This window comes from Chitinolyticbacter albus (genome assembly GCF_024437655.1).
In the GTDB taxonomy this organism is placed as follows: domain Bacteria; phylum Pseudomonadota; class Gammaproteobacteria; order Burkholderiales; family Chitinibacteraceae; genus Chitinolyticbacter; species Chitinolyticbacter albus.
Map to the genome: position 1 here is coordinate 75,814 of NZ_JANBVF010000005.1, position 17,632 is coordinate 93,445.

Annotated in this window: 20 protein-coding genes and 1 pseudogene; 9 read left to right on the plus strand and 12 right to left on the minus strand. The window is 61.2% G+C overall.

Features of this window, described 5'->3' with window-relative positions:
* Positions 1-86: 86 nt before the first annotated feature.
* On the minus strand, positions 87-845 hold the full coding sequence (locus NLI84_RS04430) for a DUF1700 domain-containing protein (protein WP_255988440.1): 759 nt from the start codon (positions 843-845) through the stop codon (positions 87-89).
* Entirely contained in the window at positions 842-1,174 is a 333-nt protein-coding gene (locus NLI84_RS04435) for a PadR family transcriptional regulator (RefSeq protein WP_255988442.1), read from the minus strand. Before NLI84_RS04435 ends, NLI84_RS04430 begins: the two co-directional genes overlap by 4 nt.
* A gap of 455 nt (positions 1,175-1,629) precedes the next feature.
* Between NLI84_RS04435 and NLI84_RS04440 the strand changes: the two genes are divergently transcribed.
* Both NLI84_RS04440 and NLI84_RS04445 read left to right on the plus strand, forming a co-directional pair.
* On the plus strand, positions 1,630-2,448 hold the full coding sequence (locus NLI84_RS04440; RefSeq protein ID WP_255988443.1) for a MerR family transcriptional regulator: 819 nt from the start codon (positions 1,630-1,632) through the stop codon (positions 2,446-2,448).
* Positions 2,445-2,768 carry a cupin domain-containing protein gene (locus NLI84_RS04445; protein WP_255988445.1) on the plus strand — a complete coding sequence of 108 codons (324 nt, stop codon included), beginning with the start codon at positions 2,445-2,447 and terminating at the stop codon, positions 2,766-2,768. Before NLI84_RS04440 ends, NLI84_RS04445 begins: the two co-directional genes overlap by 4 nt.
* A 1-nt stretch (position 2,769) precedes the next feature.
* Here NLI84_RS04445 and NLI84_RS04450 read toward each other — a convergent pair whose 3' ends face one another.
* The 4 genes and pseudogenes from NLI84_RS04450 to NLI84_RS04460 all read right to left on the minus strand — a co-directional run.
* Positions 2,770-3,624, minus strand: coding sequence for an endo alpha-1,4 polygalactosaminidase (locus NLI84_RS04450; RefSeq protein ID WP_255988446.1), 855 nt, complete (start codon positions 3,622-3,624; stop codon positions 2,770-2,772).
* 35 nt (positions 3,625-3,659) lie between these two features.
* Positions 3,660-3,887 carry a peptidogalycan biosysnthesis protein gene (locus NLI84_RS04455; protein WP_308445817.1) on the minus strand — a complete coding sequence of 76 codons (228 nt, stop codon included), beginning with the start codon at positions 3,885-3,887 and terminating at the stop codon, positions 3,660-3,662.
* A gap of 15 nt (positions 3,888-3,902) precedes the next feature.
* A complete protein-coding gene (locus tag NLI84_RS19225; protein WP_373316883.1) occupies positions 3,903-4,055 on the minus strand; it encodes an integrase core domain-containing protein in 153 nt (50 codons plus the stop codon).
* Positions 4,045-4,185, minus strand: a pseudogene (locus NLI84_RS04460) (transposase); the annotation flags it as partial. The gene NLI84_RS19225 and the pseudogene NLI84_RS04460, both read right to left, overlap by 11 nt.
* Positions 4,186-4,373: 188 nt before the next feature.
* On the opposite strand from NLI84_RS04460, the gene NLI84_RS04465 reads away from it, so the two are divergent.
* The 6 genes from NLI84_RS04465 to NLI84_RS04490 are packed head-to-tail and all read left to right on the plus strand — an operon-like array spanning position 4,374 to position 8,877.
* Entirely contained in the window at positions 4,374-4,709 is a 336-nt protein-coding gene (locus NLI84_RS04465; RefSeq protein ID WP_255988447.1) for an ArsR/SmtB family transcription factor, read from the plus strand.
* A gap of 15 nt (positions 4,710-4,724) precedes the next feature.
* On the plus strand, positions 4,725-5,207 hold the full coding sequence (locus NLI84_RS04470) for an ArsI/CadI family heavy metal resistance metalloenzyme (RefSeq protein ID WP_255988449.1): 483 nt from the start codon (positions 4,725-4,727) through the stop codon (positions 5,205-5,207).
* 14 nt (positions 5,208-5,221) lie between these two features.
* Positions 5,222-5,719 (plus strand): arsenate reductase ArsC, encoded by a 498-nt coding sequence (locus tag NLI84_RS04475; RefSeq protein ID WP_255988451.1) that lies wholly within the window; start codon positions 5,222-5,224, stop codon positions 5,717-5,719.
* Between the two features lie 60 nt (positions 5,720-5,779).
* Complete coding sequence (gene arsB / locus NLI84_RS04480; protein ID WP_255988452.1) at positions 5,780-6,844, plus strand: ACR3 family arsenite efflux transporter; 1,065 nt, start codon at positions 5,780-5,782, stop codon at positions 6,842-6,844.
* A 46-nt stretch (positions 6,845-6,890) separates the two neighbouring features.
* Entirely contained in the window at positions 6,891-7,664 is a 774-nt protein-coding gene (locus tag NLI84_RS04485; RefSeq protein WP_255988454.1) for a sulfurtransferase, read from the plus strand.
* Positions 7,665-7,689: 25 nt separating this feature from the next.
* Complete coding sequence (locus tag NLI84_RS04490; protein WP_255988455.1) at positions 7,690-8,877, plus strand: MFS transporter; 1,188 nt, start codon at positions 7,690-7,692, stop codon at positions 8,875-8,877.
* A gap of 165 nt (positions 8,878-9,042) precedes the next feature.
* On the opposite strand, the gene NLI84_RS04495 is transcribed toward NLI84_RS04490, so the two are convergent.
* Together NLI84_RS04495 and NLI84_RS04500 are read right to left on the minus strand one after the other, a co-directional pair.
* Entirely contained in the window at positions 9,043-10,293 is a 1,251-nt protein-coding gene (locus NLI84_RS04495; RefSeq protein WP_255988458.1) for a hypothetical protein, read from the minus strand.
* Positions 10,294-13,503: an outer membrane lipoprotein-sorting protein gene (locus NLI84_RS04500; RefSeq protein ID WP_255988459.1), complete on the minus strand. Its 3,210-nt coding sequence runs from the start codon at positions 13,501-13,503 to the stop codon at positions 10,294-10,296.
* A 51-nt stretch (positions 13,504-13,554) separates the two neighbouring features.
* Between NLI84_RS04500 and NLI84_RS04505 the strand changes: the two genes are divergently transcribed.
* Positions 13,555-14,193: a hypothetical protein gene (locus NLI84_RS04505; protein ID WP_255988460.1), complete on the plus strand. Its 639-nt coding sequence runs from the start codon at positions 13,555-13,557 to the stop codon at positions 14,191-14,193.
* A gap of 26 nt (positions 14,194-14,219) precedes the next feature.
* On the opposite strand, the gene NLI84_RS04510 is transcribed toward NLI84_RS04505, so the two are convergent.
* From NLI84_RS04510 to NLI84_RS04525, 4 genes are all read right to left on the minus strand, one after another.
* Complete coding sequence (locus NLI84_RS04510; RefSeq protein ID WP_255988461.1) at positions 14,220-15,065, minus strand: phosphate ABC transporter ATP-binding protein; 846 nt, start codon at positions 15,063-15,065, stop codon at positions 14,220-14,222.
* 13 nt (positions 15,066-15,078) lie between these two features.
* Positions 15,079-15,948, minus strand: a complete 870-nt coding sequence (gene pstA / locus NLI84_RS04515) for a phosphate ABC transporter permease PstA (RefSeq protein WP_255988462.1) — start codon at positions 15,946-15,948, stop codon at positions 15,079-15,081.
* Positions 15,945-16,853: a phosphate ABC transporter permease subunit PstC gene (gene pstC, locus NLI84_RS04520; protein WP_255988464.1), complete on the minus strand. Its 909-nt coding sequence runs from the start codon at positions 16,851-16,853 to the stop codon at positions 15,945-15,947. The genes pstA and pstC overlap by 4 nt, the downstream gene beginning before the upstream one ends.
* A gap of 18 nt (positions 16,854-16,871) precedes the next feature.
* On the minus strand, positions 16,872-17,632 hold a 761-nt coding region (locus tag NLI84_RS04525; RefSeq protein ID WP_255988466.1), incomplete at its 5' end, for a phosphate ABC transporter substrate-binding protein.

Consider the following 17,632-nt stretch of genomic DNA (forward strand, 5'->3'; position numbering starts at 1 on the left):
GCAAGGCTAATCGCGGATTGTCGCAGATTTGCCCGGCGCTGCCAAAGGCTGCTGGCGAAAAAACCTGAAAATTCAGGTGGATATGATCATCCTGGCGTCGCCTGCATGGTGCGCAGCTGGGTCTGCACGGCGGCGCGCAGCAGGCGCACGGCGGCCCGCAACAACCAGAGCAGCAAGCCGAGCGCCAGGCCGCCCAACAGCAGCAGGGCCACACCGAACAGTGCTGAGCCGGTGCGGCTGGGCGCCAAGCTGTGCAGCGTGAGCTGCTCATCGCCATCGCGCAGCAACAGCTTTCCCCCTTCGAACCGAACCGAGTCATCACCGGATTCGATCAGTACCGAGGTGCGCCCGGTGGCATCCGGCTGGATCAGTACGCGATCCGTGCCATCGCGTACTGCGATCCTGGCTTGGGGAGCGAACCATCGATCGAGCGCCGCATCCACACTGCTGCTGTTGCCAAACAGCGCGCTGCCGAGCATGACGAAGCCCAGCACCACTATCAGCGCGGCCACCAGGCTGGCGCCGCTGAGCAGCAACAGCCAGAGCAGCGTGGGCAGCGCCAGCAGCAGGTTGACGGCGCCGAGGCTCGCCGTGGCCAACACCACCTGCCACAAGGCGGGCAGCGAGCGACGTGTTTCCCAGGCGGCGAGCGATCGCTTTACGCGCAAGGTGCGGCCGAGCTCGCGTGGATCTCCCAATGCCGTGGCAATGTCCGCTTCGCTGCGGCCTGCCGCAAGACCGTCGCTGAAATACTCGCGGTAGTCGGCCAGGATGTCGTCTCGTTGTGTCTCGGGTAGCCCCTCCAGTGACGCGGCCAGTTGTTGCAGGAATTCGTGCTGGGTCATGACGATGCTCCGGATGCGTCGGGCGCGAACACCACGGCCTCGACCTCGTTGACGAAACTGCGCCACTCGTCGCGCATGGCGGCAAGCGCGGTGTGACCGGCCGTGGTGAGCCGGTAGTACTTGCGCGAAGGGCCGCTGGCCGATTCGACCAGATAAGTCTCCACCCACGCTTCCTGCTGCAGCCTGCGCATCAGCGGGTAGATGGTGCCTTCGCTGATGTCCATGCCGGTGCTCAGCTGGGTGACCAGCTGGTAGGCATAGCTATCACCCTTGGCGAGTACGGCCAGCACGCACATGTCGAGCGTGCCTTTCTTCAATTGGGTTTTCATGGTGCGGCGCTGCAAGTGACGTTAACAAGATAAAACAAGGTACCTTGTAATACAAGTATGTGACGCAGCCTAATTTCGAGGTAGACGTGCTTTCACGGTGATGCGACGGGAGACGCGCGCGACTCGGGCGCTGCCGCAAACAGCGACACCGTACTGCCGGCGAGTCCGCCGAAACAGGGCGTGTCGTGCTGCTGTTGGTATTCGGGCCGCTGCGCGTTTTCACCGTCGACCACGACCTGGGCTGTAGCCGAGCGCGGCATGGCCAGGATCAGGTATCGTCGCGAAAGCCAGCGGTGGCGTGGCCGATCTGGGCATGGATGGTGTTGATCCCTTCGATCATGGTCGCTGCCCGGGTGTGCTTCGGCAGCATCGTGGCACTGGGCGAGGACGGCGAATACAGCGGCCGGCGCCGCAGGCTTGACTCTCCCATTGCGGCAGACTTTAACGTGCTCCCCATGCGTACTTCCACACTGATCCCCATAGGCCGGTTCTCGAGCCGATCCGGGCTATCCATCAAGGCGCTGCGGCTCTACGCCGAGGCAGGGCTGCTGGTTCCGGCGCGCGTCGATGCGGCCAACGGCTATCGCTACTACAGCGCAACGCAATTGCCGCGGGCCGAGCGAATACGTCAGCTACGCGCGTTGGGGATAGGCTACGCCCAGTTGCCGCCGCTGCTCGAATTGGGGGCCGATGCGCTGGCTCGCGAAATTCGCCGGCATGTCGGTGACCACGCGCAGGCTGAGCGCAAGCTTGGGTGGATTGCGCAGGCTTATCTCGCCCAACTGCAAAAGGAGCAATACCCCATGTTCAATCCGATCACGGTCCGGCATAGCCCCGCGCTCGTGGTGGCGTCCGTCACGCGTCACGTCGACATCGCCGGCCTCGATACCGCAATCCGCGACGGGCTCTCCGTCTTGCAAGGCTATGGCTGCCCCGGGCAGGACGTGCCGTTTGGCGTCTACCATGGCCCGGTCAATAGCGAACAACGGGGGCCGATCGAAATCTGTGTTCCGGCTCGGCCCGGCAGCCTGCCGACTGGTGATGTGGTGCTGCGCGAGCTGCCGGCATGCCGGCTGGTCACCATCGACGTGCGCGACGAGCAGGCCCGGTTTCCGGCGATCCTTTCGGCGTACGAGGCAGTCTGCGACTGGATCGACGAGAAGCGTCAGACCCGCGCGGGCCCGCCGCGCGAGTACTGGCTGAATACATCATCGGAGCAGCCGGTGATGCAGGTTTGCTGGCCGATCACCGTGGAGTCGCAGGAGGCGCCATGACCGTCAATCTGCTGCATGCCTTGCCACAGGCGCTGCCCGACGAGGTCTACACCGAGCTCGTACGCAGCGGCGAGGTGCGTATCGAGCGCATTGTGTCCAATGGCCAGATCACGCCGCAGGGGCAGTGGTATGACCAGGCCGAATACGAGTGGGTGCTGCTGCTGGCGGGGGCGGCGGGCCTGCGGTTCGAAGACGAGGCGGACGATCGCTCGCTGGTGCCGGGCGATTGCGTGTTGATCGCGCCACATCGTCGCCACCGCGTGACCTACACCGGCGAGCAGACGGTCTGGCTGGCGGTCTGGTGGCCGCCGGCGCGCTGAGCTAGGGGCAGGCCACACGCCACGCGTCGAGCTCGCGCCGCTTGAGGATGCCGGAGAACTTCAGCTGCGCTGCTTCAGGGCAGAACTGGCTGGTGTCGCCGGTGAGATCGGTATATTCGGCCATGAACACGGCCTTGCCGGCGTCGGTGTACGGCTTGAGGTCGGCACACCAGTCGTAATACGCGCAGTCCTCGGTGATCGCCCAGTCGTAGTGCGCCACGAGCTCTGCGGTGAGCGTGGGCGCATTCTTCTGGCCGATGGACAGACCGCGCGCATGCGCCTCGATCGCCAGCCAGCGGTTGTACGCCAGCTGGTCGGCGCGCGTCAGCGGGAAGCCGGTGTGGTGGGTGTAGCCCTCGATATTGTCGGGCTCCACGCCGTCGAAACCCTTGTCGCGGCACAGGTCGAGTCGGGCACGCATGATGGGCGCCAACGCGTCGATGCGCCGGATATCCAGCCAGCGCTCGCCGGTCCAGCCGGCGTAGTCATTGCCGAGCGCGGCGGCGGGAAAGGCGTTGCGGTCGCTGCGCCAGTTCTCCCAGGCACCGGCGTTCAGGTAGCAGATCACCCGCTTGCCGCGCGCCTTGAGCTGGGAGACGAGCTGGGCCGGCGTATCGAACAGATCCAGATCGTAGACGGCAACGTCCAGCGTGGTATCGATGCTACCGTCCAGTTGCCACTGCCAACTGGTGCCGGGTGCGGGAATCCAGTGCAATGGCTGTAGCGTTGGGGTGGGTGTGGGATGGGGATTATTGACCACGATGATGCCGACTTCGGCGTTGCATCCGGCCAGCGTGATCGCCGCCAGTGCCAGCGGTGTGGCCAGCCAGTAAAGCAGCGCTCGGATGGGGACCATGGCAAGGCTCCTAAGACAGTCCCAGCCGCCGCCGTTCAAAGGGGGGCGCGGTGCCTGGGCGACGAAAGGGGGGTGTGCATTTCCAGTTCGTCACGGTAGCTGCCTACCAGTTCGCGCGCATGGGCAAGAAAGCGCTCAACCGCGTCGGCGAAGCCGGGATGCGCCAGCCAGTGCGTGGAACGGGTGAGGACTGGGGCGAAGCCGCGCGCCAGCTTGTGTTCGCCCTGCGCACCGCCTTCGAACACATCGATACCTTGCGCGATTTGACCTCCTCCCGACTAGCCGAGCGGTCGAAGCAAGAGAATTCCGGCTTCAAGGTGGGCGAGCCGGAACTCGCTCGGGGTCAGGTCGCCCAGCGCACTATGCGGCCTGAATCCGTGGTAATCCTGGCGCGATCGTTCGATTTTGTCACGCGCATCATCCAGCGACAGCCTTCTTCCAGTTGCAGAAGGTCGCCTCGCTCATCCCCATGTTGCGGCAGGCCTCTGCCACCGTCGTACCCGACTCGGCCTGGCGCAGTGCAAACGCGATCTGCTCTTCGGTGAACTTCGATTTCTTCATGACAAATCTCGTGCCCAGATGGGCTCAAAGTTGCCAGATAAGCTCTATTTAATCAGCGCTACGGTTTTTTCGGGACGAGGTCTGATCTACTCGAGCCGTTGTTAATCGCTTCTTGAAGCAGCGGTGGTCGCTTGCCAAGTGGCACGAGACGCTTGACCTGCAATCTATATTTCTATAAAAATAGAATCATGGAAAACAAAGCCGCTGTCACACGTCTTGCCGCGCTGGCGCAGGACACCCGCCTCTCGATCTTTCGTCTGCTCATTACCGCCGGCCCGGAGGGCATGGCTGTTGGCCGCATCGGCGAAACACTGGGAGTTGCCCCTGCCACACTGTCCTTCCACTTAAAGGAGATGGCGCATGCCCAGCTGGTTCTGGCTCGGCAGGAAAGTCGCTTCATCTTCTATTCGGCCAACTACGCCGCCATGAACGAGTTACTGGGTTTTCTCACCGAAAACTGCTGCGCGGGCACGCCTTGCGAAGCAGAGGACGAACTCGCCAGCTGCGCTGGCAAATGCAACTGACTTAGGAGCTTAGCCATGAAGCGCTTCCATATTCACGTCTCTGTTGACCAGCTCGACGACAGTATCCGGTTCTACTCCGCGATGTTCAACACTCAGCCTACGGTGCAGAAAACGGACTACGCCAAGTGGATGCTTGAGGATCCACGCATCAACTTCGCTATCTCGCAGCGCGGCAGGCCAGCCGGGGTCGATCACCTTGGTTTCCAGGTCGATAGCGACGACGAGCTCGCCGCATTGCAAGCGCAACTCGAGGCGGCTGATCTCAGCGTGCTGAGCGAACCGGGAACGGCCTGTTGCTACGCCGAATCGGACAAGCACTGGGTCATCGATCCATCCGGTATCGCCTGGGAGAGCTATCACACGCTGGGCGCCATTCCCACCTTCAATCGCGCCAAGGAAGAGGGCGAAAGCGCTTGCTGTGCGCCGCCGAAGCCCACACTGCAAACCCTCAACATCACCCCGAAAAACAGCTGCGCACCCGGTAGCGGCTGCTGCTAACCCTGAGAGACCCCATGAGTAATCCTGTTCTCAATGTGCTGTTCCTGTGTACTGCCAATTCTGCTCGCAGCGTAATGTCTGAGGGTTGGCTCAACGTGCTGGGTGAGGGCCGCTTCAAGGCCTTCAGCGCCGGCAGCCACCCCAGCGGCCGCGTCAATCCGCATGCGATCGCGCAGCTCGATGGCATCGGCTACGACACCAGTTCGCTGTATTCCAAGTCGTGGGACGTGTTTGAAGGCGCGGATGCGCCGCACATGGACATTGTGGTGACCGTGTGTGGCAACGCGAAGAACGAGGTATGTCCGATCTGGCCGGGTCACCCGACCACCGCGCACTGGGGTTACGAAGACCCGCATGGCGAAACGGACGAAGCATTGCGTGCGTCGTTCGAGAAGATCTTCCAGCAGATTCGCAAGCGGACCGAACTGTTGGTCCAGGCGCCTGCGGAGCAACTGCAGGGCGATGCGCTGAAGCAGCTGGTCCGCGAGATCGGCGAGACGACGGTGGAATGATCGTCATCGTCCTGGAGCCGCATGCACGGTCGCGCCAACTTGGAAAACGGAGTCGTGGACATGTCCACCGCATGTGAACCTGCGCCCCAGGCCGCAGGGGGGATGAGCTTTTTCGAACGCTACCTCACTGCCTGGGTGGCGAGCTGCATCGTGGTTGGCGTACTGTTGGGTCAGCTGTTTCCGCAGGCATTCCACGCACTTGGCGCGCTGGAAGTTGCCAAGGTCAACCTGCCGGTCGGGCTGCTGATCTGGGTAATGATCATCCCGATGTTGCTGCGTATCGATTTCGGCGCATTGCATCAGGTGAAGGCGCATTCGCGTGGCATCGCGGTGACCTTGGCGGTGAACTGGCTGGTCAAGCCATTCTCCATGGCATTTCTGGCCTGGCTGTTCATCCGTGAGCTATTTGCGCCAATGCTGCCCGCGGCCCAAATCGACAGCTATGTTGCGGGCTTGATCCTCCTGGCCGCTGCCCCCTGCACTGCGATGGTCTTTGTCTGGAGCCGGCTCACCGGTGGCGATCCGTACTTCACGCTGTCGCAAGTGGCGTTGAACGACCTGATCATGGTGTTTGCCTTCGCCCCGCTCGTGGCCTTCCTGCTGGGCGTCTCCAGCATCACGGTGCCGTGGGATACGTTGTTGACCTCGGTTGTGCTGTACATCGTCGTGCCGGTCATCCTGGCGCAGCTCATCCGCAAGGCTTTGCTGGCGCGCGGCCAAGCTGCATTCGATGCGGCGCTCGCTGCGATTGGGCCGTGGTCCATCGCTGCGCTGCTGCTCACTTTGGTGTTGCTGTTCGCCTTTCAAGGTGAAGCCATTCTGAAGCAGCCGCTGGTGATCCTGCTGTTGGCGGTGCCGATCCTGATTCAGGTGTTCTTCAACTCGGCGTTGGCGTACTGGCTGAACCGGCGAGTGGGCGAAAAGCATAGTGTTGCCTGCCCTTCGGCATTGATAGGCGCGTCGAACTTCTTCGAGCTCGCAGTCGCCGCTGCCATCGCGTTATTCGGCTTCGAATCCGGCGCCGCGCTGGCCACGGTGGTCGGTGTATTGATCGAAGTGCCGGTGATGTTGCTGGTGGTGAAGGTCGTCAACGCCAGCAAGGGTTGGTACGAAAAAAGCGCGTGAACGAAAGCTGAACCGCACCGCGTGCAACCCAGCAAAGGAGCATTTCATGACGTCCCCGATCGTTTCTGTTGCACAAGCCCAGGCAATTCCGAAAGCACGGTTCCTTGATGTTCGCGTCCAAGCGCAGTACGACGAGTCACACGTACCTGGCGCGATCCATCTTGAGCCTCGTTCTTGGCGGGACCGAGCAAAGAACTCGACCACAGGCTTGAATCGCCAAGGCCCTTGGGACGTTGAGCTCACTGGCCTTGGCCTGGACGGCCCGGAACCGATCGTGGTGTATGACGATGGCTCGATGACTGAAGCCGCCAGGGCTTGGTTCATCTTGCAGCTCTTTGGCATTACGGCCGTGGTCGTGAACGGTGGTGCACCCGCCCTGTTCGCCGCCTCTGGGCACAGTGATCCGCTCGACCTTTCGCCACCGGCCAAGGCCCATCTGGTCGAAAAGACGGCGCTGTCCCTCAAAGTCGGCTCGGGAACTGCACGAATCTGGGATGCCCGCACGCCGGCGGAATTCGACGGTAGCAAAGCGGACAGCTATGCCAGGGGCGGGCATATTCCTGGCGGCATCAATGTGGACCACCGACAATTCTTCGACGACGCGGGCCTTATCAAACCGCCGGGAGCACTGCGGGCGATTCTCTGCGCTGCAGGTTTTGATCCTGCCCAAGAGATCACCACGCACTGTGGCTCCGGTGGCCGCGGTTCGTTCGCCGGCCTAGTCGCTACCGCAGCTGGATTCGAGCAGGTTGGCGTCTACTATCAGGGCTACAGTGAGTGGGCGGCCGATTCGACGCTTCCCGTTGAAACAGGTGCTTGAAGGCCTCCATCCACATATCTGACTCATGCTCAGCGCTCACCAGGCACAGTCTTCCAATACGACTCGAGTGATCGCAACGCTTGGCAGTGCGCAAACACTGGCCTGGGCATCTACCTACTATCTGCCTGCCGTCCTGGCTGAAGCGCAGGGGTCCGAGCTCGGATTATCGAGCGCCCAGGTTTTCCTGGCCTTCTCCGGTGCGCTTCTGCTTTCCGGATTGATGGGCCCCAAGGTCGGTCACTGGATTGATCGAACCGGCGGCCGCTCCGTCCTGGTGTGTTCCAGCGTCTTGCTTGCAGTAGGCCTCACCCTGCTGGGCTTGAGCCAAGGCATGCTTTCCCTGATTGCAGCGTGGGTGGTACTGGGCGCGGCGATGGGCCTCGGTCTTTATGAGGCCGCGTTTTCCACGCTGGTGTTCATGTACGGCTCTGGCGCCAGAAAAGCCATTACCGGCATCACCTTGATCGCGGGTCTTGCCAGCACTGTTGGCTGGCCACTGACCAGCCTGCTCACGCATCAGTTCGACTGGCGGGTTGCTTGCTTCACTTGGGCGGCAATTCATCTCCTGATTGGGCTGCCGCTGAATCTTTCCCTCCCGAAAATCAGCACTGCAGCCAGTTCACCGCAGAGCCCAGATCAGGAAAGCAACCCGCCCGCGCAGGGGGCGTTCAAGGCGATGGTCCTAGTTGCCATTGCCTTCGGATTCGCCTGGTTCATTGCCACGGCCATGGCGACTCACCTCCCAAGGCTATTGCAGCTCTCGGGCGCGAGTGTCGGGATTGCTTTGGCCGCAGCGTCGCTCGTGGGGCCATTTCAGGTTCTCGGCCGCGTCGCCGAATTTGGATGGCTACGGCGCTACCACGCCTTGGTATCCGCTCGGGTTGCGGCGGCAGCCCATCCGGTGGGAGTGCTGCTGTTGCTAAGTCTTGGCTCGCCCGCAGTTTTTCTTTTCGCAATCCTGCACGGCATGGGCAATGGGGTGATGACCATCGCCAAGGGCACCGTCCCGCTCGCGCTCTTTGGCGCGGAGGGCTATGGTGCCCGGCTTGGCTGGATCATGGCCCCTGCTCGAATTGGTCAAGCCTTTGCGCCACCGTTGATGGGTTATGCGTTGGACAGCTTTGGAAGCAGTGCCGCGCTATTGACGGGTGCCTTTGGAGGACTGTCATGCCTTTGCTTATTGGCGATATCTGCAGGGGCGAGTCGGAAGTGATCACTAACTGTGGCAAACGAGGGGTTCTTACCCTTGCCTGCGTGTGTGACCACCTAGCTGCTCCGACCTGATTACCAATAGTCTGGCAAAGCGAGTGGATCTGCGAGGCTACTGTGAAGGTTTCAAGAATCCCTGGTCACTCAGACTTGGGGGGACGTCGAGCCATCACCACATGTAGGACGTCTCAAGGTAAAGCAGTGAGTTTTGCCGAAGATTGCCGAGATAGGACTGACGAGGGCCACGGAAGACGTCAAATCCGGTTCGCAAGCGGATGTGATCCGAATAGGCGTAGCTGAGGCGCCCTCGTAGCATCCAGTCTTCGTTGGGCTGTGACCACACGGCGAATAGGTCCAGGTCAGCCCTCGAGTCGAGGAATGACTTGGCGTATCGGACGGTGACGCCGTACTGGTCATCATCCAGCTCGTTGCTGATCAAGCCTTGTGCAGCTTGTAGCGATTGCTGGACGGGATTCGGGTGGGTAGGGATACCGCCATGCAAGTGTTTCCAGAACAGCTGCAGGCCGACGGTTTCCCGATCACCCAAGGCCCATTCCCCGCCGGCTACGCCCGACACATAGGGCCGGCGCCAAGCAGCCAGTGGCGAGGCGTCCTGGTCATAGGTGACCCAAGCGAATTCGGCGCGGTAGGCGACGTCACCGCGAACGAAGGCGACGTCCGCCCCGAGCATCTGAAACCGCGTGGCATCCTGCGACAGGACGAGCCCTTGTTGGGTCATCGCGCTCACCGCGAGGGTGGGATACAAGTCATTGCCGCGAACATATCCAATCGACCAATCCGCTGCTTCCCCCAGGACGTCGTACTTTGCCGCAAAGCTTGAGATGGGGTCTGGGTGCTCATCCGATACGACGACGCCAGGCTGCTCGCGAAGCGGCACCTGATTGAGCTCACGCTGGGCCATCCAGTGCAGCTGCAGTTTTCCCGGACCGATTTGGCAATCCAGATGCAGGCCCCAATTCCCGGCGCGTTGCTCGTCGTCGTCGGGCGTCAATCGCCGGAAGTTGCGCGGTGAAATCTGGTCGGTGGGATTGATCGCATCGGCTCTACCCCAGAGCACCAGTCGCTTGCCTAGTACGGGTGCGCACGGCGCTTGGCCAAGACGCAGATACAGCTCGTTGATGCCCGCGTCTTCTCGCTTGTGGTCCAGCCTTTCCGGCGCCGAGAGCGCCCAGAGGTCTGCATGCAGCTGGAGGGATTCAGTGGCTTGCCAATCGAGCTGCAGATCGCCGCGCAGCACGCCAATGCCGGTCCGGTCATCCAGCATCCTGGTGGAGGACCATACCCCCGCTGCCACTTCGCCACTGATATCGATCGGCTCGGCATGCACCAGGGTCGAGCCCCACATCGACAACACCGCACACACCGGCGCCAACCGGTGCTTGTTGAACGGCCTGATCATCTAGTTGGTCGCGAGGCTGTTCGCCGAGAAGGTGGTATCTGCAACCGGCTCGCCCACCTTGAAGCTCGCGAAGGTGATGGTGGTGGTGTGCCCGCTCTGCAGATTCGATCCCACCGCTTTCATGGGCTGCCACTTGTTGTTCGCGTTATCCACCTTCTGGATGTCCGAGAACACGAAGCGCTTGTAGGGCTGGCCACCGGTGTCCTGGGTTTCGACCAGTGCAGCCACCCAGTTGTCCTTGCGCACCCACGAGACGCGTTTGCCGTACCCGGAATCCGTCCGCGTCGCTTCACTGGCAGGAACGGACTCGATGATGAAGTAGCCAACGCCGTCCTTGGTCTGCTCGGACAGAAGGGTGTGTTTCCAGTCGCCGACCTTGTGCCCCATCACATCGCCGTAGCTGAAGTCGGTGCCGATGAAGCTGTCCTTCTTGTTGGAGGCCACCAGGCGGCGTACGCGCTTCATCGCGGGCAGGTAGACCCACATATCGTCATCCGCAGCGCTCTTTTCGATCAGAAGGGTGGATGTCCCTTTGATGTCTGCAGGCGCTTCAAACCGGACGAGTCGCATCGTGTCCGTGCCGTTGTCCTGCAACTTGGAGGTCATGTTGGCTTTGCGCGTCCGCTTGCCCCCGTCCTTGCTCTCCAACACGAACTCCGCAGCTGATTTCGACGTGCTGAATCGGGTCGCCGCTGCACTACGCTCCATGATCTCTGCTGCATTCGGTGCGGACCAAGCCATTTGCGAATAGGTCAGGAAGCCGATGGTGGCCAGGATGATCAACAGGATCGCGCCACGGTCACCAGAGCGACGTTCCAGTACGAATTTCGGCTTGAAGATCAGGATCGCGCTGGGGATCAGTGTCAGCGCGGTGAGGACGCTGGCCAGCATCGCCAACACGATGAAGGAAGAGAGCCACATATGGACCTTGTAGTCGTATGAGAACAGGAGCACGGCATACCCGCCGGCGACGGCCGTGGCGACGAAAAGGCAGGCCTTGCCGGCGGTCTTGATCGCGTGATTCACGGCCGCGTTGAGCGATTGCCCCTGGGAGACATACTCGGAGATCCGGTAGATGAGGTAGATGGCGTAGTCCGCACCAATGCCAACGGCCATGGCCGAGATCAACGAGTTCGGGATGTTGAGCGGCACGCCGAAGTAACCCATCACGCCAAACACCAGAGCCAGCACGACCAGCAGCGGAGCCAGGACCAGTGCACCAGCAATGAACGACCTGAACGCGATGGCCGAGACCGCGAAGATCACCGCCAGGATCTGCACGATGTTGAGTAGCTTGCTGTGCACCATCACGTCGGTGACCGCGAGCGTCTGTGCGACCTCGCCACCAAACGAAACGGTGACACCGCGGGGGAACTGCTTGCCGGCTTCGCGCTTCAGGTCGCGGACCAACTGATCGATTTCCGCGTTGCTGTTGGTGCGCAACATGACGGAGATCTTTGCGCGTTGGTAGCCATAGTCGACGTGGGCGGAGAAGTCCTCGGGGTCGCCCGACATCGAGTAGAGGAACAAGTATTGCGCGATCAGATTCTGATCCGCAGGCAACGGGCCAGCCGTCTTGCTCTCGCCTGAGGCTGCTTCATGCATGCGCTGCAGGAAGTCGTAGATCGACAGCGTCTTGCCGACGTAGGCGCGCTTGGCTGCTTCGAGCTGAAGTGCATGCATGGCGGCCAGAACCTTGGGATCCTTGATGCCATCCTCTCGGCCGGTATCGACCATCAGGTAGAGCACATTGGTCCCGCCGGTCTGCCGGTTGAGCTGCTGATCATCGTGCTGGATGGGCAGACCGGGAGAAAAGAACGTCTTGCTGGCATTGTCGATCTGCACCCTAGACCAGCCCGCGATCGCGATCGCGACCAGAAGCGCCGTGCCAATCAGGATGGCCTTGCGACCACCTGGCGCCATCACCGACTGTGCGATGCCTGCACTGAGGCGATCCCAGAAGCGAACGCGGCTCTCAGTGCGAATCTGATCCGCAGATGGCGGGCGCAGGCTCGCACGAACCGCCGGTGTGAATGTGAATTCGAGAATGACTGCGGTGAGTATCCCGATCCCCGTGAAGATGCCGAAGGCCCGCACGGTTTCGACCTCGAACACCACCAGCGAGAAGAATCCCAGCGCTGCAACGCCACCTGCAATCACCAGAACAGGGCCTACCGCGACCAGCGATTGGATTGTTGCCAATCGGTTGGCCAGTACCGGCTCAATGTGCTGATTGTCGACCAGTTCGATGAAGCGCTCGTAGTACCGCTTCAATAGCTGGACCGCGTGCCCCGCGGCGACGGCGAGAATCAGGATCGGCGTCGGCGAATTGAAGATGTCCATCGGGATACGCATCAGCCCCATCACACCCACGCCCCATACGACCGACAGCAGGGCCGTTACCAGCGGCAGGATCAGGCCTTGCCGGGTGCGGAAGGCTTCAAAGTGCAACAACCCGATCACCAATACCGCGATGGGGAACAGCCAGTTGATACGCTCGGCAAAGATCTCCGCCTGATGCAGGAAGACCGGGTTGCCGCTGACCGATACCTGCAGGCCCGCCTGCTTTTCCTGGCCAAGGATCTTGTGCACATCGGCGAGCATGGCGCCGAACCCATTCGGGTTCTCCTTGAGCTCGAGCATGATCGTCGCGGTACGCCAGTCATGCGAGACGACGGTGTCGCGATAAATGGGATTAGCTTCGATCGCTTGCTTGAGCGCGGCCCGATCAACCCGCCCTACATTGCCGGCATCGACGAGCGGTTTGGCTTCGAAGCCATCCGCATTGCCCCGAATGCTCTTGGCCTGGCGCGACGTCAGGCTCAACAGTGTTTGCTTGCTCACCGTGGGAGAGGCATAGAGCTGGTCGGTGATCCGGCGAACCGCATCGAGCACGGCAGGCTGCAGTGCATCACCCTGCTTGGGTGTCACTCCGATGACCACCAAGTACTTCGAGCCGAAGATCTTCTCGATGGCGTTGGTGGCCTTGATGTAGGGATGGCTTTGGGGCACCACGGCAGCCGGGTTGATGACCACCTGCTGCTTGGCGGCAAACAGGCCGAAGAAAACTGTCAGCAGTACTACGAATCCGATCACCCATTTCCTGTGATTCACGACCCAGGTGACGTAGCGCTCCAAAAGGCGGGAGGTATTCGAGCTAGTGTCGCGTGCGGGAACAGAAAGCTCTGGGGTGTGTGTGATGTCGTTCATTGCGTGTGCATCTGGAAGTGACCATCTTGGGCTGCGAGCAAAATGCCGCGATTGTTCAAGCTGATGATAGAAAGGGGCGCCTTGGCGCTCAATGGAAGCGATGTACTATCGTCAAGCGCGAGAAATTGGGACGGCATTGAAAGCGCAGTCTTAGGGGGGAACGCATTGATGCAATTTCTGACATTTCTAATGGGGATTGCGCTGCTGCTGACGCTATCTTTGCTGGCATACGCTTGGTGGAAAGAAGACCATTTGGGGCACAAAACGGATGCGCTGATGCGGCGTGGTCTGTTTATCGCCGGTACACCAATTCGCTTTTCAGCCTCTGTGCTGCGGCAATTGGCGGCTTGTCTGCAATACGCCGGCAGACTCGCCACGATGGCGTTGCTGACGGGCACCCTGCTGGTATTGGCGAACGAAATAGTGCTGATCCTGGGTTATGGCGCCTTGCTCGAAGGCCCGAACTACGAAGCGTGGCTAACTCTATTCGCCAAGCCTGTCGCCTGGGCTGCGGCAACCACGATCGTGGGAGCCACGGTTGCATTGGCGAACCTTCGCAAGTACGACATCGACAGCGAAGCCGCAATGGATAGGAAAATTGACCGGGCACTAGCCCGCTTCAAGGAACGGGAAGAGCGAAGAGCCGCGACGCGCGCCAACCTAGAAGCGCTGCAGCGACACATCGACTGACATGTGGCAGAGCGGTTTTCCGCTGCTCAGGCGTAGGCCAGATAGGACTTGGTCAGGTCGTGCCTGGGCTGATCAAAGAGGTCAAGCGCACTTCCACATTCGATCAGTCGGCCCACACCATCCAGTTTCCAGAACATGGCGACCTGACTCGCGACTCGCCGGGCTTGGCCCAGGCTGTGAGTGACCAAGAGGATGGTGCGGGTCCGCGATAGGCGCAGGATCAGATCTTCGATCTTCTGCGTGGAAATCGGATCGAGGGCGCTGCAGGGCTCATCCATGAGCAAAACGGCGGGCTGAAGTACCAGTGCTCGGGCTAAGCACAGCCGTTGCTGCTGGCCGCCCGACAGCGAAAAAGCCGATGCTGAAAGTCGGTCCTTCACCTCGTCCCACAAACCCACTTCCTGCAATGCAGATTCGATCCGCTCGTTGACATCGGCCTTGGCGCGAATGCCATGCTGCTTCAGCGCAAATTCGAGGTTCTTCCAGATTGAAAACGGAAACGGATTGGGTCGCTGGAACAGCATGCCAACTTGCCGGCGCAGCAGGATTGCGTCCTTGCGCATCTGCTCGTTATCCAGCCAGCTGAACTCGACCGACCCGGTCACACAGCAACCGGGGATCAGATCACACAGACGATTGACGGTGTAGAGCATGCTGGATTTGCCGCAGCCGGAAGGGCCGATCATGGCGGTGACCGAATTGCGTGGCACCTTGAGGCATACCGATTCCACGACCTTGTTGTTGCCGTAGCGCACCGAGATATCGTCGAACTCGATATGCCCGGACGAAGGCCGGCTATCCGCGATCGATTGCGCCGCTGCATATGGGCGCGCAACAAGTGGTGGCGTTGCCAGTAAGGTGGAGTGTGTCATCGAAATCCTAGATTCAACGCTGGGAAGCGCCAGTCATGTGTTTGTGCATCCAGCGCGTAGCCCAGTGAACCGACACGCTGAGGACGGTGAGCATAAGCAACAGCGCCAGCGCTGATCCGTAGGCGTTTTGCATGCCGCCAGGTACGTTGGTGGAGAGGTCATAGATGTGGATCGAGATGCTGCGGCCGGAATCCATGATCGACTCCGGCATCCGGTCCGAGTAGCCGCTAGTGAAAAGCAGCACCGCGGTTTCGGCCAGCGCTCGCGTCATTGCCAGGATCAGGCCTGCGCAGATGCCAGGCAGTGCCACCGGCACGGTCACGCTCCACAGCACGGCCGGCTGTGAAAGCCCAAGCGCGGCACCCGACACCCGATGCTGTTCGCCGGCTGCTTCAAGCGCCGTGGTCAGGGCACGAGCAAGCGTTGGCAGGATCATGCAGGCCAGCGTCAAGCCGCCGGCTGCAATCGAGTAGCCCATGCCGAGCTGACGACAAAACAGGCTGAGCCCGAATAGGCCGAAGACCACGGAAGGCACGCCGGCCAGAACATCCAAGCTGCATCGCATCGACGTAGCGATCCAGCCATCCGGTCGGCACACCTCGGTGAGCATCACCGCGATGGCAAAGGCCAGCGGCAGCGCGGCAGCCAAGCTGACCGAGACGATGGCCAGGGTCGAAACCAGGATGGGCAGGATCCCCCCGCTGCGGCCTGCATCGCTAGGGCTTTGCGTGAAGAACTCGAGCGAGAGCGCATGGCTCCCTTCCAGCACCACGATCAGCAGTGGCCAGAGCAGGACCGCAACTACCAACAGCGACCCGACCCACAGAAAGCCATTCCAGAGGCGATCGCGTGGATAGGGTAGGCTGGAGCCGAGCGTGTTCATGGCGCACTCCGCTGGCCAGTCGCGCCGACCCATTCTCCGAGCGCGACCAGTGCGCTGACCAGGATCAGCATCACCAGGCCGGCAACGAACAGCGAGGCCCGGTGATCACCCATCGCATAGGGCATTTCCAGCGCGATGTTTGCAGTCAGGGTGCGGACCGGCTCGAACAGTGATTTGGGTACCTGGACAATGTTGCCGCACACCATGAGCACCACCATCGTCTCGCCGATGGCGCGCGCAGCCCCCAGAATCATCGCTGACACGATGCCGTGCTTTGCCGCGGGCAGCACGATGCGAAGCACCGTCTGAGCGTTAGAGACCCCGAGCGCGGACGCTGCCTGTGCATATCCGGGCGGTACGGTTTGCAGCGCGGACCGCGATAGCATCGCGATGGTCGGAAAGATCATCACGGCGACGACGATCATCCCGGCAAGCAGGCTGGAGCCGGGTGGGGAAATCTGGTTCACCAGCGGGACGATGACCGTGATGCCCCACAGACCGTAGACGACGGTTGGCACTGCTGCACTGGCCTCCACCAATACGCGCATGCCGTTCGCGAGCCATGGTGGCGCCACGAAACAGGTGAATGTCGCGAATACCAGGCTCAAGGGTGTCGCGATGACCAGCGCTCCGAGGGTGAGCAGGAGACTGGCCAGAATCATCGGCGACATGTTGAAGCTGCCGTCGCGGGGCCACCAGCCGGCATCGGTCAGAAACCGCAGTGGACCGGCCTCACTGATCAAGGGCCAGGACTCGCGAACGAGAAAGCCAGCGATCAACAGCACGATCAATGTGCCTGCGATCGCCAAACACGCCATCACGGTCCAGAACGCCATCACCTGTAAACGCGCGGCTTGCCGTGACATCGATGCCGGGGGAAACGGCGGCTCCAGTATTGCGCTCATTGCACGCGACCGTCCGGTTTACTTGGCAATCGGGACGAAGAACTGCTTCTTCACCAGCTCGCTTGCATCTGGGGACTGCGCAAACTGCACGAGATCCTTCGCGGTGGCGGTGAGCGGCTCCTTGAACACGAGATTCAACGGGCGCCGGATCGCATATTCGCCGGCCGCGACCGCAGCAGTGGTCGGCACTTGGTTGTCGACGGGAACCAGTTTGATGGCTGCACCGTGTTGGGCTTCGTATTCCGCGGTGCCGATCGAGACATAGCCGATTGCTGCCGGGGAGCCAGCCACCGCCTGAATGCCTTGCTGGTTGTCGCCGATCACGACGTGAGCCTTGATGTCCTTATATTTGACCCCAAAGAAGTGGCTGAAGATCTCCAGCGTCGAGCGGCCTTCGGCCTTGCTCACCACCGTGATTGGCGTGTCGTCACCGCCCAGTTGCTTCCAGTTGGTGATCTTGCCGCCGTAGATGTCGATGACCTGTTGCTTGGTGAAGTGCTGGATCGCGTTGTTCTTATGCACGATCATGCCGACACCGTCCTGCGCGATCATCACGTGCTTCAGGTCTGCTTCATCCGGCTTGAGTTCACGCGAGACCATCCCGATGCCAGCAGTTCCTTGGCGCACGTCGAGGACGCCGCGCGAACTGCCGCCGGCCTGTACTTCGATGCGAACGCCTGGATGGCTTTTCTCGTAGGCCTTGGCGATTTCACTCATCAGCGGGGCAATGGTGCTAGCTGTTGCATCCCGGACGATAATCTTAGCCCTCGTAGTTGGCG

Excerpts from the sequence above, each read along its gene's own strand:
- NLI84_RS04430 (WP_255988440.1), bottom strand. The coding sequence starts at position 845 with ATGACCCAGCACGAATTCCTGCAACAACTGGCCGCGTCACTGGAGGGG.
- NLI84_RS04435 (WP_255988442.1), bottom strand. The coding sequence starts at position 1,174 with ATGAAAACCCAATTGAAGAAAGGCACGCTCGACATGTGCGTGCTGGCC.
- NLI84_RS04440 (WP_255988443.1), top strand. The coding sequence starts at position 1,630 with ATGCGTACTTCCACACTGATCCCCATAGGCCGGTTCTCGAGCCGATCC.
- NLI84_RS04445 (WP_255988445.1), top strand. The coding sequence starts at position 2,445 with ATGACCGTCAATCTGCTGCATGCCTTGCCACAGGCGCTGCCCGACGAG.
- NLI84_RS04450 (WP_255988446.1), bottom strand. The coding sequence starts at position 3,624 with ATGGTCCCCATCCGAGCGCTGCTTTACTGGCTGGCCACACCGCTGGCA.
- NLI84_RS04465 (WP_255988447.1), top strand. The coding sequence starts at position 4,374 with ATGGAAAACAAAGCCGCTGTCACACGTCTTGCCGCGCTGGCGCAGGAC.
- NLI84_RS04470 (WP_255988449.1), top strand. The coding sequence starts at position 4,725 with ATGAAGCGCTTCCATATTCACGTCTCTGTTGACCAGCTCGACGACAGT.
- NLI84_RS04475 (WP_255988451.1), top strand. The coding sequence starts at position 5,222 with ATGAGTAATCCTGTTCTCAATGTGCTGTTCCTGTGTACTGCCAATTCT.
- arsB (WP_255988452.1), top strand. The coding sequence starts at position 5,780 with ATGTCCACCGCATGTGAACCTGCGCCCCAGGCCGCAGGGGGGATGAGC.
- NLI84_RS04485 (WP_255988454.1), top strand. The coding sequence starts at position 6,891 with ATGACGTCCCCGATCGTTTCTGTTGCACAAGCCCAGGCAATTCCGAAA.
- NLI84_RS04490 (WP_255988455.1), top strand. The coding sequence starts at position 7,690 with ATGCTCAGCGCTCACCAGGCACAGTCTTCCAATACGACTCGAGTGATC.
- NLI84_RS04495 (WP_255988458.1), bottom strand. The coding sequence starts at position 10,293 with ATGATCAGGCCGTTCAACAAGCACCGGTTGGCGCCGGTGTGTGCGGTG.
- NLI84_RS04500 (WP_255988459.1), bottom strand. The coding sequence starts at position 13,503 with ATGAACGACATCACACACACCCCAGAGCTTTCTGTTCCCGCACGCGAC.
- NLI84_RS04510 (WP_255988461.1), bottom strand. The coding sequence starts at position 15,065 with ATGACACACTCCACCTTACTGGCAACGCCACCACTTGTTGCGCGCCCA.
- pstA (WP_255988462.1), bottom strand. The coding sequence starts at position 15,948 with ATGAACACGCTCGGCTCCAGCCTACCCTATCCACGCGATCGCCTCTGG.
- pstC (WP_255988464.1), bottom strand. The coding sequence starts at position 16,853 with ATGAGCGCAATACTGGAGCCGCCGTTTCCCCCGGCATCGATGTCACGG.